Consider the following 11,913-nt stretch of genomic DNA (forward strand, 5'->3'; position numbering starts at 1 on the left):
CCATAGTGCCCCGGTCGGCGGTGAAAGTATTCAACTGAATCGTTGCAGTCTTCGGCTTCCGTAGGTGCGCAGGGCGCGGAGCAGGTCGACCTCGCGGAACGCCGGCCAGTACAGGTCGCAGAACTCGATCTCCGAGTCGGTCGCCTGCCAGAGCAGGAAGTCCGACATCCGCAGCTCGCCGCTGGTCCGGATCACCAGCTCCGGGTCGGGCAGACCGGGCACGTACAGGTGCCGGCCGATCTCCGCCTCGTTCAGCGTGTCGGCGACGTCCTCGAGCGACCGCCCATCCGCCGCGGCGTCGTCGAGGACCGCCCGGACGGCGTCGACCACCTCGAGCCGTCCGGAATAGCCGATTGCCAGCGTCAGGTCACCGGCCTCACGATCCCGGCTGAGCTCGACGGCCTCCTTCAGTGCGCGGGCTGTTGAGTCGGGCAACAGATCCAGCTGCCCCGCGACGTGCAGCCGCCAGCGGTGGTCGCGTCGTACGTGCTCGGCCAGCACGCTCTCCGTCAGCTCCATCAGGTAGCCGACCTCGGCCGAGTCACGCTTGCGGATGTTGTCGGCCGACGCGACCCAGGCAGTGACACAGGTGATCCCTGCGTCGGCGCTCCACTGCAGGAACTGCTCCAGGTGCTTCGCCCCGAACCGGTGGCCGACGCGGACGTCGTCGTACCCGGCGCCGCGTGCCCAGCGCCGGTTGCCGTCCATCACGATCGCGACGTGCCGCGGCTTGGGGAGGCCTTTCAGCTGGCGCCGGAGACGGCGCTTGTACAGGGAGTAGAGCATCAGCGTTGGGCGCTCGAGAGTACGTCGGCCAGGTCGAACTTCACCGGTTCCTCCAGCTGCTCGTAGTTGCAGGACTCAGGTGTCCGGTCCGGGCGCCAGCGGACGAACTGCGCGGTGTGCCGGAAGCGGATCCCTTCCATGTGGTCGTAGCGCACCTCGACGACGCGCTCCGGGCGCAGCGGGGTGAACGACAGGTCCTTGCCCGCCTGCCAGCGGGAGCCTTCGGCGTTCCGCGGCGTCCGGACGCCTTCCTCCTGCTTCGCCCAAGCCCACGGGTGGTCGTCGAACGTCGTGACCAGCGGCTGCAGCTCCTCGAACAGCTCCTTGCGGCGCTCCATCGGGAACGCGCCGATCACGCCGACGCTGGCCAGCGTGCCGTCGGCGTTGTACAGCCCGAGCAGCAGGGATCCGATCCGGTCCGGCCCGCTCTTGTGCAGGCGGTACCCGGCGACGACGCAGTCCGCCGTACGCTCCGGCTTGATCTTGAACATCGTCCGCTTGTCCGGGACGTACAGCCCGTCCAGCGGCTTCGCGATCAGCCCGTCCAGGCCGGCGCCCTCGAACTGCTCGAACCACTGCGCCGCGGTGTCGTGGTCGGCGGTCGCGGGCGTGACGTGGATCGGCGCCTTCACGTTCGCGAGCGCGTCGAGCAGCGCCGTACGGCGTTCGCTGAACGGGCGCTCGGTGTAGTCGTCGTCGCCGAGGGCCAGCAGGTCGAACGCGACGAACCGGGCGGGCGTCTTCTCGGACAGCATGTTCACCCGGCTCGCGGCCGGGTGGATGCGCTGCTGCAGCACCTCGAAGTCGAGCCGGTCGCCGGACGCGCCGATCACGATGATCTCGCCGTCGATCGCGCAGCGCTCCGGGAGGTTCGCCTTGACCGCCTCGACCAGCTCGGGGAAGTACCGCGTCATCGGCTTCTCGTTCCGGCTGCCGATCTCCACCTCGTCGCCGTCGCGGAAGATGATCGACCGGAACCCGTCCCACTTCGGCTCGTAGGACAGCTCTCCGCGCGGGATCTCCTTCACCGGCTTGGCGAGCATCGGCTTGACCGGAGGCATCACAGGCAGTCGCATCCTGTCATTCTGTCCCACGCCTGTGACAGTTCCCAGGTGGACGGGACGCGAGTTGCCTCGGACAATGCTCTGTATGAGCTCGCTCGGGGTGGGGACGCGTCCGTCGGACGCGGAGCGTGACCGCGCGCTCTCGGTCCTTCGCGACGGCGCCGGCTCCGGCCGCCTCTCCCACGACACGTTCGTCCGCCGGATGAACGTCGTACTCCGCGCCCGGACCCACGGCGAACTCGCCGACGTCCTCCGCGACCTGCCCCGCCGCGAGTCCCGGTTCACCGCGGTGACCCGCAACCTGTGCGAGAAGCTGCCGCGCGTGAAGCTCGACCGCCCGTCCCGCAGCGTCCCGCGGTGGGACGTGCTGGGCCGGCTGTCGGTGGTCCGGAAGACGCCCGCTCCGGCACCTGCCGCGCTCGCGTTGCCGGCACCCGGATCTCCGACCGTACGGATCGGGCGGGGGCCCGGGGCAACGTTGCGGCTGGGGGATGTGACCGTCTCCAGGTTCCACGCCGAGTTGCGGTACGTCGAGGACGGCTGGCTGCTCCGGGACCTCGGCTCGATGAACGGCACCTGCGTGAACGACCTGCGCATCACCACCACGGTCCGCGTACGCCCGGGCGACCGGGTGAGCTTCGGCGCGGTCGCTTTCACGTTGACGCAGCAGCCGTAACGAGCTTGCATCCGGTACTTGGGTACAGGTTTACCGTCGATGGCATGACCGAGAACCTGACCTGGGTGCCGGACTCCTGCACGCTGCCGACCGCGGAGCGGCCACTGCGAGTGGCGGAGTTCGACCAACTCTTCGCCGACTCCCTGCAACACGCCGAGCGCGTCGACGCGCGGACGCTGGATCTCACGCTCGACCCGGAGGCTTATGAGGTGGTCGCAGACCTGACCGCTCGCGAGAGCGAGTGCTGCTCGTTCTTCACGTTCACCTTCGCCGGCAGGACGGAACTCCGCATCACGGTCCCGCCGGCACACACCGCCGTACTGGACGGTCTGACCGCCCGACTGCCGCGATGAGGTCGAGCGAGGTCGCAGCCGCCGCCGGGGTGAACCCGCAGACCCTGCGGTACTACGAACGCCGCGGACTGCTCGCTGAACCGTCCCGGAGCCTCGGAGGACATCGGATCTACTCGTCCGAGGCCGTTACTACGCTGCGTGTGATCAAGGCGGCGCAGCGGCTCGGGTTCACCCTTGCCGAGGTGTCCGACCTGCTCGACTCCGCGAGACATCGCCACCGCCGCGGCGAGGGAGCCGGGCTCCAGGCGCGCGCCCGGGAGAAACTGACCGATGTGGAAGCCAAGATCGCCGACCTGACGGTCATCGCCGAGACCCTGCGCGCCGGGATCGCCGCCGGCTGCGACGATCTGGAGACCTGCGCGGGCGATCCGGCCTGCCCGCTGCCGTTCGTGGAGATCGCCGAGTGACGGTTTTGCGATCGGTCCTGCTGTTCGTCCTGGCGGCGATCGCGGAGATCGGGGGCGCCTGGCTGATCTGGCAGGGCTGGCGCGAGCACCGCGGCGTACTCTGGATCGCCGCCGGAATAGTTGCCCTCGGCGCCTACGGCTTCGTCGCCACCTTCCAGCCGGACGCCAACTTCGGCCGCATCCTCGCCGCGTACGGCGGCATCTTCGTGGCCGGCTCCCTCGCCTGGGGCATGCTCGTCGACCACTTCAAACCCGACCGCTACGACGTGACCGGCGCAGCCATCTGCCTCCTCGGCGTAGCCGTCATCATGTACGCGCCCCGCGGATAGCTCAGGGGATGAGGACGACCTTTCCGGTGGTTCGGCGGGATTCCAGGTAGTGGTGGGCGGTTGCCGCCTCGGAGAGGGGGAAAGTGGTGGTCAGCGCCTGCCAGCGGCCGGTGACGGTCTCTTCGAGGGCGGCTGCTTCGAGGGTGCGGAGCTGGCGGGCCATTCGGGCGCCGAGGGTCCAGCCGACGGTGAGGCCGCGGTTCATCAGGTCTTCGTGGGTGAACTCGATGGGGCCGCCGCCGGACCAGCCGAACAGGAACGCGCGGCCGCCGTTGCCGAGCAGGTCGAACGCCTGCTGACCGTTGGCGCCGCCAACGCCGTCGAGGAGGACCGTGACGTCCTGGCCGTGCAGCGCGTCCTTCAGCACCTGGACCCAGTCCGGATCCCGGTAGTCGATCGCGTACTGCGCCCCGAGCGAGCGGACGACCCCGACCTTCTCCGGCCCGCCGGCGAGGCCGATCGCGACCGCGCCGACGTTCCGGGCTGCCTGGATCAGGTAGCTGCCGATGCCGCCGGCCGCGGCCGTCACGAGGACGACGTCCTCCATCGTGAGGCGGGCCTGCTGGAGGATGCCGGCCGTCGTCCGACCGGTGCCGATCGCGGCGACGGCCTGGGCGGCGTCGACGTGGTCGGGAAGTTCGTACAGCGAGTCCACCTTCGCGACGGCGCGTTCGGCGTACCCGCCGGGGACCATGCCGAGATGGACCACGACGCGCTTGCCGATCCAGGACGGGGCGGTGTCCGGTCCGACCGCCCGCACCCGGCCCGCGACCTCGCGCCCCGGGATGGTCGGAAGGTCCGGCACCGGGATCGGGCTGCCGCCGGTGGCCCCGGCCCGGATCATCGTGTCGACGAGGTGGACGCCGGCGGCCTCGACGTCGACGAGGACGGTCCCGGCCGACGGCACCGGGTCCGGGACCTCCTCGTACACCAGGTTCTCGGCCGGCCCGAATGCGTGCAATCTGATCGCTTTCACGCCGAGAACGCTAGAACCTCTACAAGGGTTGAGGTCAACCGACGAAATCCTGCAGCCAGCGGCCGCTCTTCTTCACGATCCGCTGCTGCGTCGCGTAGTCGACGTACACGATCCCGAACCGCCGGCTGTAGCCCCACGCCCACTCGAAGTTGTCGAGCAGCGACCAGGCGAAGTACCCCTTCAGTGGGAACCCCTCGGTGACCAGGTCCTTGCACACGGCAACGTGCTGTCGCAGGTAGTCGAGCCGTTCGTCGTCCTCGACCTGACCGTCCGCGGTCACGACGTCCGGGTACGCCGACCCGTTCTCGGTCACGTACAACGGCAGCTCCGGCGCGAGCTTGTTGATCGAGACCAGGATGTCGCGCAGCCCGGACGCCTGGACCGACCAGCCCATCTGCGTCTTCGGCAGCCCCGGGTCGACGGCGACGACGTTCTCGCTGCCCGGCTGGTCACTCGCTCGGGGCGTGGAGATCGGCCCGTCCGGCGCGGCCACCGTGGTGGGGCAGTAGTAGTTCACGCCGAGGAAGTCCAGCGGCGCCCCGATCAGCGGCAGGTCGGCCTCCTGTGCCGCGAACCAGTCGGACATGCCGGTGTCCTCCAGCACGTCCGCCGGGTACTGCCCGGACAGCAGCGGCTCCAGGAAAAGCCGGTTCCGCAGGCCGTCGATCCGGCGTGCGGCGTCGCGGTCGGCGGGGGAGTCGGTGGCGGCGTGGATCGGCGCCGGGTTCAGCGCGATGCCGTACGAGCCACCCTCGGAGCGGATCGCGTCCAGCGCCAGCCCGTGCCCGAGCAGCAGGTGGTGGACCGCCTTCAGCGCGTCGGTGCCCTCGGTCCGCCCCGGGGCATGCTCGCCGCTGCCGTACCCGAGGAACGCCGAGCACCACGGCTCGTTCAGCGTCATCCAGTGCTTGACCACGTCCGACAGCGCGTCGTGGGTGACGGCGGCGTAGTCGCGGAACCGCTCGGCGGTGTCGCGCACCAGCCAGCCGCCGGCGTCCTCGAGCGGCTGCGGCAGATCCCAGTGGTAGAGCGTCGCGTACGGCGTCATGCCGTTCGCCAGGCAGGTCTCCGCAAGCCGCCGGTAGAAGTCCAGCCCAGGCTGGTTCACGGTCCCGGTCGGCATGATCCGCGGCCAGGCGATCGAGAACCGGTACGCCGTGAGCCCGAGGTCGGCCAGCATCCGGATGTCGTCGGCGAACCGGTGGTAGTGGTCGACGGCGACGTCGCCGGTGCTGCCGTCCGCGATCGTGCCGGGGGTGTTCGCGAAGGTGTCCCAGATGCTCGGGCCGCGCCCGTCCGCGTTGATCGCGCCCTCGACCTGGTACGACGCGGTGGCCGCGCCCCAGGTGAACCCGCTCGGGAAGCCGTTCGTCACGTCGTCTCCTTCTCGACCCAGTATCGCTCGTCGGGGAGCAGGCTACCTAACCGGTTAAGCAGTTCGTCGGGGAGGTCGGCCGCGAGCGCCTCGGTCAGCGCGTCGACCCGGGCCGGCTTGGTGATCCCGACGACCGTGCCGGCGATGCCAGGGTCGTCCACCGAGTGCCTCAACGCGGCCGTGGCCAGGTCCACGCCGTACTCGCGGCAGGCCGCGTCCATCGCGGTGACCGCCTCGAGCAGGGCCGGCGGTGCCTCGCGGTAGGCGTACTTGGTCGCACCGGCCGGGTTCGCGAGGATGCCGCCGCCGTAGACGGCCGCGTTCACGACCGCGATGCCGTCCGCCCGGGCCCGCTCGAAGATGGCCCGAGCGGAGTGGTCGACGAGGCTCCACCGGTTGTGCACGAGCAGTACCTCGAACCCGCCGAGGTCGAGGTACCGGGACAGCTCGCGGGTGTCGCCGCCGGCCAGGCCGACGTGGCCGATCTCGCCGTCCGCGCGCAGTTGCATCAGCGTGTCGACCGCGTCGCGCATCGCGGCGAAGTCGTGCGCCTCCGGGTCGTGCAGGTAAACCAGCGGGAGGTCGTCGAGGCCGAGCCGTTCCTTGCTCTCGGCAACACTCGCGCGGACCCGGGCGCCGGAGTAGTCGCCGTCCTTCGCGTCCACCTTGGTCGCGACCAGGAACCCGTCGGGCAGGCCGCCGTACTCGCGAATCGCCTGACCGATCCGGGTCTCGCTGGTCCCGTCGCCGTACCCGTTGGACGTGTCGATCCAGCTGAGCGGGCTGTCGAAGACCCGCAGTACGAGGTCGACGGCCTGTTGCGCGGTCACGTCGTACCCGAAGACGGCGGGCATCCCCGCGATGCCGCTGCCGCCGGCGCAGACGGCCGAGACGGTGAGCCCGGTGGAGCCGAGCGGACGGAGCCAGTTGTTGGTCATGCGCGGAGCCTAGACGGCGCGGGTTTGTAGGGTTGGGGCCATGGTGGTGCGGTTGAGTGAGCGGCGGCCCGAGGTCAGCCCGGAGCGGTTGCTCTCGGAGTGCGTTCCGCCGCCGCGGTTCGCGGACGTCCGGTTCGGTACGTACCGGCCGGATCCGGACGAGGTGTCGCAGGCGGAGGCGGTCGCGGCGCTCACGGCGCGGGCCGAGAAGCTCGCACAGCCGCGGACGGCGCCCTCGCTGTGGTCGCGGCTCCGCGGCCGGACCGCGTCGCCGGACCGGCCGGGGATCTACCTGGACGGCGGCTTCGGCGTCGGCAAGACCCACCTGCTCGCGTCCCTCTGGCACGAGGCGGCGGGGCCGAAGATGTACTGCACGTTCGTCGAGCTCACCAACCTGGTCGGCGCGCTCGGCCTGCGCACGGCCGTCGACAAGCTCTCGTCCTACCGGCTGATCTGCGTCGACGAGTTCGAGCTCGACGACCCCGGTGACACGATGCTGATCTCCCGCCTGCTCGGCCAGCTCGTCGACGCCGGCGTCGAGTTCGCGGCGACCTCCAACACGCTCCCCGACAAGCTCGGCGAGGGCCGCTTCCAGGCGGTCGACTTCCTCCGCGAGATCCAGGGCCTGGCGGCGCGCTTCGACGTCCGCCGGGTCGACGGCCCGGACTACCGCCACCGCGGTCTCCCGGTCGCACCGGAGCCGTGGCCGGACGAGAAGGTCGAGCACGAGGCCGCCGTACGCCGGAACGCGTCGTGCGACCACTTCGTCGACCTGCACCGGCACCTCGCGGAGCTGCACCCGAGCAAGTACGGCGCGCTCCTCGACGGGATCGGGACCGTGGCGATCACGGACATCCGCCCGCTCACCGACGAGAACGTCGCGCTCCGGATGGTGGTCCTCGCGGACCGCATGTACGACCGCGACCTGCCCCTGCTGGCGAGCGGCGTACCGCTGGACGAGCTGTTCTCCCAGGACATGCTCAAGGGCGGCTACCGGAAGAAGTACCTGCGCGCCCTCTCCCGCCTGATCGCGCTCGCCCGCGCTGCGTGATCCGCTGCCGTGCTTTCCTGGAACATGGGGAAGCGGCGGACGGGTTCGCTCGGATTGCTCGTGTTGGCGCTGGGGCTGCTGGCAGCGGGGAGCTTCGTGCAGTTCGACGACACGTCCGGCTTCGGCAGCTCGCAGTGGAAGCTGCCGCTCGGGGTGCTGGCGGCAGTCGGGGCGATCGCGGCGGTGGTGGTCGCATGGCCGGAGCCGAAAGCGCGGCTCTGGCTGGGGATCGCGCTCGGAGTCGTTGCCGGGCTGGTGATCTGGCAGGACGCGGTGAACGACGGCTTCCGGTTCGTGTGGAACCAGAGCGAGGGGGAGCTGCGCGAGTTCGAACTTGCCCTTGTGATGCTGGTCGTTGTCCTGCTCACGACGGCGGGAGCGGCGCTGGGTGGTGGTCGGTGGCTGCTGCGGTTGGCGGCGTACGTCGTTGGTACGGCGGTGCTGTCCGTCGTCGTCACGCTGGTCGCGGCGGCGACGTACGAAGCTCGCCAATGTGCGGGGCGGGAGGAGGACTGTCTGGCGCCGCTCGGTGGGCTGTTGTGGGGTGCGGGGACGGTCGCGGTCTGTCTTGTGGCGGTGGTGGTGATCGAGTCGATCTTGTGGGCCAAACGCGTTCGCAAACGCCGTGAACCGGACAGCCGATGAGGCAGGATGAGTGGATGGCGAAGCAGAAGAAGGGCGACAAGGCGGCCAAGAAGCGGGAGGCCGGCGGGGGACTGCGGGAGCTGTTGCGGGTGCCGGCCGGTGAGGTCGACCTGACGACGTACGACACGCGGTCGACGGCCGGGTTCGACGGCAGCAAGGACGACGGCAAGGAGGCGCTGGCGAGTCTCGGTGCCGAGGTGTCGGACTGGCAGGAGCGGTTGTTCGCCGAGGGGCGCAGCGGCGGGCAGCGGAGCATCCTGCTGGTGCTGCAGGGCATGGACACCTCCGGCAAGGGCGGCGTGATCCGGCACGGCGCGGGGCTGATGGACCCGCAGGGCCTGAAGATCACCTCGTTCAAGGCGCCGACGCCGGCCGAGAAGCGCCGCGGGTTCCTGTGGCGGATCCGGCAGGCGGTGCCGGACGGCGGCATGATCGGCATCTTCGACCGGTCGCACTACGAGGACGTGCTGATCGCCCGCGTCCGCGAGCTCGTCACGCCGAACGTCTGGACCCGGCGCTACGACCAGATCAACGACTTCGAGGCCGAGCTGACCGCGGGCGGCGTGAAGATCGTGAAGTGCTACCTGCACATCTCGCCCGAGGAGCAGCGCAGCCGGCTGGAGGCCCGCCTCGACGACCCGACCAAGCACTGGAAGTACAACCCGGGCGACGTCGACGAGCGGAAGCTGTGGCCGGACTACATGGACGCCTACCACGCGGCGATCGAGCGCTGTAACACCGCGGACGCACCGTGGTACGTGATCCCGAGCGACCGCAAGTGGTACCGGAACTGGGCGGTCACCACGATCCTGCTCGAGACGCTGAAGGAGCTGGACCCGGAGTGGCCGGCCGCGGACTTCGACGTCGAGAAGGAGAAGAAGCGCCTGGCCGCGACCTGATCCGGGGTCAGGGCGTGTCCGGGTCGATGCCGTGCCGGCGGAGCAGGTCGCGGAGCCGGGCGACCTGCTCGTGCAGTCGCTCGTTCTCGTCGAGTACGGCGGTCAGCTCGGCGATCAGGTGATGCCGGCGGCCGTAGGCGGTCCACTCTTCGGTCGATCCGCCGATCATTTCCTGGACGGCGTCGGCGACCACCGACTCGGAGCGGCGGCGCCAACTCATCCGCTGCTCGAGCTTCCGGCGTACCTCGTCCACGTCCTCGGCGAGCTTGGTGAGGATCTGGCCGCCGACTCCGTCGCCGTCGTGCAGTACGCCGAGCAGCAGGTGCTCCGGGCCGACCTGCTCCGCGCCGCGCGCCCGGGCCTCACCCCACGCGAACTCGAACGTGCTCTTGGCCCGCGGCGTGAACGGGATCGCGCCCGTCCCCGCACCGCTCTTGCCGCGGCCGATGATCTCGACCACGAGGTCCCGAACCGCCGGGGCGGTGATGCCGAGGTCGGAGAGCACCCGCGAGGCGACGCTCGTCCTCAGCGCGAGGACGCCGAGCAGCAGGTGCTCGGTGCCGACGTACACGTGGTCGAGGTTGCGGGCCTCTTCCTGCGCCAGCACGATGACCTGCCTGGCCTGCTCGTTGAACTGTTCGTACATCTGGATTCCCCTCCACCACTCGTCCTGGATGTCGAAGGTCAAGGCTTCTTCCGAGAGCAGCAGCTCGAGCCGCAGGTCCGCCTGCAGGTCCTCGGCGGCGACCGGGTGATGTTCCAGCCGGCCGCGGACGAACGCGGCGGCCTCGGTCTGCCCGGCGTCACCGGCGGCGATCCGGTCGAGCAGCTCGTCGACGTCCGCGACCGGCTCGAGTTGCAGGTCGGCCCGGTTCAGCGAGACGAACTGCAGCACCACGGCGACCGCGACGACCCGGTTCGCCCCGTCGAACGGCCGCGCCCGCACCAGCCCCGCGAGCAGTACACCGGCCGCTTCCGCCAGCCCGCCGGTCCGCCGTACGTCGGCCAGCACCTGGTCGACCGCGTCCAGGTCGGTCCCGCGTACGACGTCGCCGGACCCGCGACGCAGCACCCGCGCGGCGACGGCGAGGACGTCGTACCGCTCGAGATAACGCATCAGTCGTCTCCGCGCAGCCGGCGCAGCGACTCCTCGTGGCGGGTCAGGTTCTCCTCCAGGAGGCGGCTGAACCGGGCGTCCTGGCGCCGCTGGTCCACCAGCGCCGCGATCGCCTCGCGAGCCACGTCCGACACCGACCGCCCCTCCACCGACGCCACGGTCTGCAACCGCTCGGCCAGCTCCGGATCGAGCCTGAGCAGGATGTTCTTGGTCACGTCCTTCACCATAGATATCAAGATATCACGCTATCCAAGGGAGGTACTCGCAGAGACTCCCTCCGGACGCCTGGCCGGATCTACCGTCAGGTCATGCACACACGAACCCTCGGTCAAGGTCTCCAGGTGTCCGCGGTCGGTCTCGGCTGCATGGGCATGTCGCAGAGCTACGGACCGAACCCCGGCGACCGCGACGACATGATCGGCGTGATCCGGTACGCCGTGGAGCAAGGAGTCACGTTCTTCGACACGGCCGAGGTGTACGGGCCGTACGTGAACGAGGAACTGGTCGGCGAGGCGCTGGCGCCGGTGCGGGACCAGGTGGTGATCGCGACCAAGTTCGGCTGGAACATCCAGGACGGGACGATGCAGGGCACGAACTCGCGCCCGGAGCAGATCCGCCGGGTCGCCGACGAGTCGCTGCGACGGCTCGGGATCGACGTGATCGACCTGTTCTACCAGCACCGGGTGGATCCCGAGGTGCCGATCGAGGACGTCGCCGGGACGGTGGGAGAGCTCGTCGAGGTGGGCAAGGTGCGGCACTTCGGGCTGTCCGAGGCCGGTGCGGCGACGATCCGCCGGGCGCACGCCGTACACCCCGTCACGGCAGTGCAGAGCGAGTACTCGCTGTGGACCCGGGATCCGGAGCCGGAGGTGCTGCCCGCCTGTGCCGAGCTCGGCATCGGCTTCGTGCCGTTCAGCCCGCTGGGCAAGGGGTTCCTGACCGGTACGGTCGGGACGTCGACGACGTTCGACGCCGGCGACATCCGCAACCGGGTCCCACGCTTCGAGGCGGACAACCTGACGGCCAACGAGGCGCTGGTCACGTACATCCGCTCCCTCGCCGAGCCGAAGGGATGCACGCCGGGGCAGGTGGCGCTCGCGTGGTTGCTCGCCCAGCAGCCGTGGATCGTCCCCATCCCCGGCACCCGCCGGCGCGAACGCGTCGACGAAAACAACACGTCCACTCAGGTCGCCCTGTCCGCTGACGAGTTGGCAGACCTCAATACCCTCGCCACCCGAGTAGGAGTCCGAGGCAACCGCTACAACCCAGCCGGAATGTCGATGGTCGGCCTGTAACA

General features: G+C 70.0%; 15 protein-coding genes. 8 read left to right on the forward strand and 7 right to left on the reverse strand.

Annotated features, from left to right (window positions below; genetic code table 11):
* Nucleotides 1-30 precede the first annotated feature (30 nt).
* The gene (gene uppS / locus AB0M51_RS06925; RefSeq protein WP_344196523.1) at nt 31-786 is read right to left on the reverse strand and encodes a polyprenyl diphosphate synthase; all 756 of its coding nucleotides are present in this window, start codon (nt 784-786) and stop codon (nt 31-33) included.
* Nucleotides 786-1,862 carry an ATP-dependent DNA ligase gene (locus AB0M51_RS06930; protein ID WP_344196521.1) on the reverse strand — a complete coding sequence of 359 codons (1,077 nt, stop codon included), beginning with the start codon at nt 1,860-1,862 and terminating at the stop codon, nt 786-788. Before AB0M51_RS06930 ends, uppS begins: the two co-directional genes overlap by 1 nt.
* A gap of 73 nt (nt 1,863-1,935) precedes the next feature.
* Between AB0M51_RS06930 and AB0M51_RS06935 the strand changes: the two genes are divergently transcribed.
* From AB0M51_RS06935 to AB0M51_RS06950, 4 genes are read left to right on the forward strand one after another with little or no spacing between them, the layout of a single operon-like run.
* Entirely contained in the window at nt 1,936-2,526 is a 591-nt protein-coding gene (locus AB0M51_RS06935) for a DUF1707 and FHA domain-containing protein (RefSeq protein WP_344196520.1), read from the forward strand.
* A gap of 44 nt (nt 2,527-2,570) precedes the next feature.
* Nucleotides 2,571-2,879, forward strand: coding sequence for a hypothetical protein (locus tag AB0M51_RS06940; RefSeq protein WP_344196518.1), 309 nt, complete (start codon nt 2,571-2,573; stop codon nt 2,877-2,879).
* On the forward strand, nt 2,876-3,286 hold the full coding sequence (locus AB0M51_RS06945) for a MerR family transcriptional regulator (RefSeq protein ID WP_344196517.1): 411 nt from the start codon (nt 2,876-2,878) through the stop codon (nt 3,284-3,286). Before AB0M51_RS06940 ends, AB0M51_RS06945 begins: the two co-directional genes overlap by 4 nt.
* Nucleotides 3,283-3,615: a YnfA family protein gene (locus AB0M51_RS06950; protein ID WP_344196515.1), complete on the forward strand. Its 333-nt coding sequence runs from the start codon at nt 3,283-3,285 to the stop codon at nt 3,613-3,615. Before AB0M51_RS06945 ends, AB0M51_RS06950 begins: the two co-directional genes overlap by 4 nt.
* Nucleotide 3,616: 1 nt before the next feature.
* On the opposite strand, the gene AB0M51_RS06955 is transcribed toward AB0M51_RS06950, so the two are convergent.
* Genes AB0M51_RS06955 through AB0M51_RS06965 form a run of 3 tightly spaced genes read right to left on the reverse strand, consistent with a single transcriptional unit; the run spans nt 3,617 to nt 6,904 of the window.
* Nucleotides 3,617-4,591, reverse strand: a complete 975-nt coding sequence (locus tag AB0M51_RS06955) for a zinc-binding dehydrogenase (protein ID WP_344196513.1) — start codon at nt 4,589-4,591, stop codon at nt 3,617-3,619.
* Nucleotides 4,592-4,625: 34 nt separating this feature from the next.
* Nucleotides 4,626-5,966, reverse strand: coding sequence for a GH1 family beta-glucosidase (locus AB0M51_RS06960; RefSeq protein WP_344196511.1), 1,341 nt, complete (start codon nt 5,964-5,966; stop codon nt 4,626-4,628).
* Complete coding sequence (locus AB0M51_RS06965) at nt 5,963-6,904, reverse strand: aldo/keto reductase (protein WP_344196509.1); 942 nt, start codon at nt 6,902-6,904, stop codon at nt 5,963-5,965. The genes AB0M51_RS06960 and AB0M51_RS06965 overlap by 4 nt, the downstream gene beginning before the upstream one ends.
* Nucleotides 6,905-6,944: 40 nt before the next feature.
* Here AB0M51_RS06965 and zapE point away from each other — a divergent pair, with 40 nt between their 5' ends.
* Genes zapE through AB0M51_RS06980 form a run of 3 tightly spaced genes read left to right on the forward strand, consistent with a single transcriptional unit; the run spans nt 6,945 to nt 9,499 of the window.
* Nucleotides 6,945-7,955, forward strand: coding sequence for a cell division protein ZapE (zapE, locus tag AB0M51_RS06970; RefSeq protein WP_344196507.1), 1,011 nt, complete (start codon nt 6,945-6,947; stop codon nt 7,953-7,955).
* Between the two features lie 60 nt (nt 7,956-8,015).
* Nucleotides 8,016-8,600 (forward strand): hypothetical protein, encoded by a 585-nt coding sequence (locus AB0M51_RS06975; protein ID WP_344196505.1) that lies wholly within the window; start codon nt 8,016-8,018, stop codon nt 8,598-8,600.
* Nucleotides 8,601-8,614: 14 nt separating this feature from the next.
* Nucleotides 8,615-9,499 carry a polyphosphate kinase 2 family protein gene (locus tag AB0M51_RS06980; RefSeq protein ID WP_344196504.1) on the forward strand — a complete coding sequence of 295 codons (885 nt, stop codon included), beginning with the start codon at nt 8,615-8,617 and terminating at the stop codon, nt 9,497-9,499.
* Nucleotides 9,500-9,506: 7 nt separating this feature from the next.
* On the opposite strand, the gene AB0M51_RS06985 is transcribed toward AB0M51_RS06980, so the two are convergent.
* Both AB0M51_RS06985 and AB0M51_RS06990 read right to left on the reverse strand, forming a co-directional pair.
* Nucleotides 9,507-10,616, reverse strand: coding sequence for a Clp protease N-terminal domain-containing protein (locus AB0M51_RS06985; protein ID WP_344196502.1), 1,110 nt, complete (start codon nt 10,614-10,616; stop codon nt 9,507-9,509).
* The gene (locus AB0M51_RS06990) at nt 10,616-10,843 is read right to left on the reverse strand and encodes a ribbon-helix-helix protein, CopG family (RefSeq protein ID WP_344196501.1); all 228 of its coding nucleotides are present in this window, start codon (nt 10,841-10,843) and stop codon (nt 10,616-10,618) included. Before AB0M51_RS06990 ends, AB0M51_RS06985 begins: the two co-directional genes overlap by 1 nt.
* An 81-nt stretch (nt 10,844-10,924) precedes the next feature.
* Here AB0M51_RS06990 and AB0M51_RS06995 point away from each other — a divergent pair, with 81 nt between their 5' ends.
* Nucleotides 10,925-11,911 carry an aldo/keto reductase gene (locus AB0M51_RS06995; RefSeq protein ID WP_344196499.1) on the forward strand — a complete coding sequence of 329 codons (987 nt, stop codon included), beginning with the start codon at nt 10,925-10,927 and terminating at the stop codon, nt 11,909-11,911.
* The last annotated feature ends 2 nt before the right edge of the window (nt 11,912-11,913 follow it).

Source organism: Kribbella sp. NPDC051137, assembly GCF_040682535.1.
GTDB lineage: Bacteria > Actinomycetota > Actinomycetes > Propionibacteriales > Kribbellaceae > Kribbella > Kribbella karoonensis.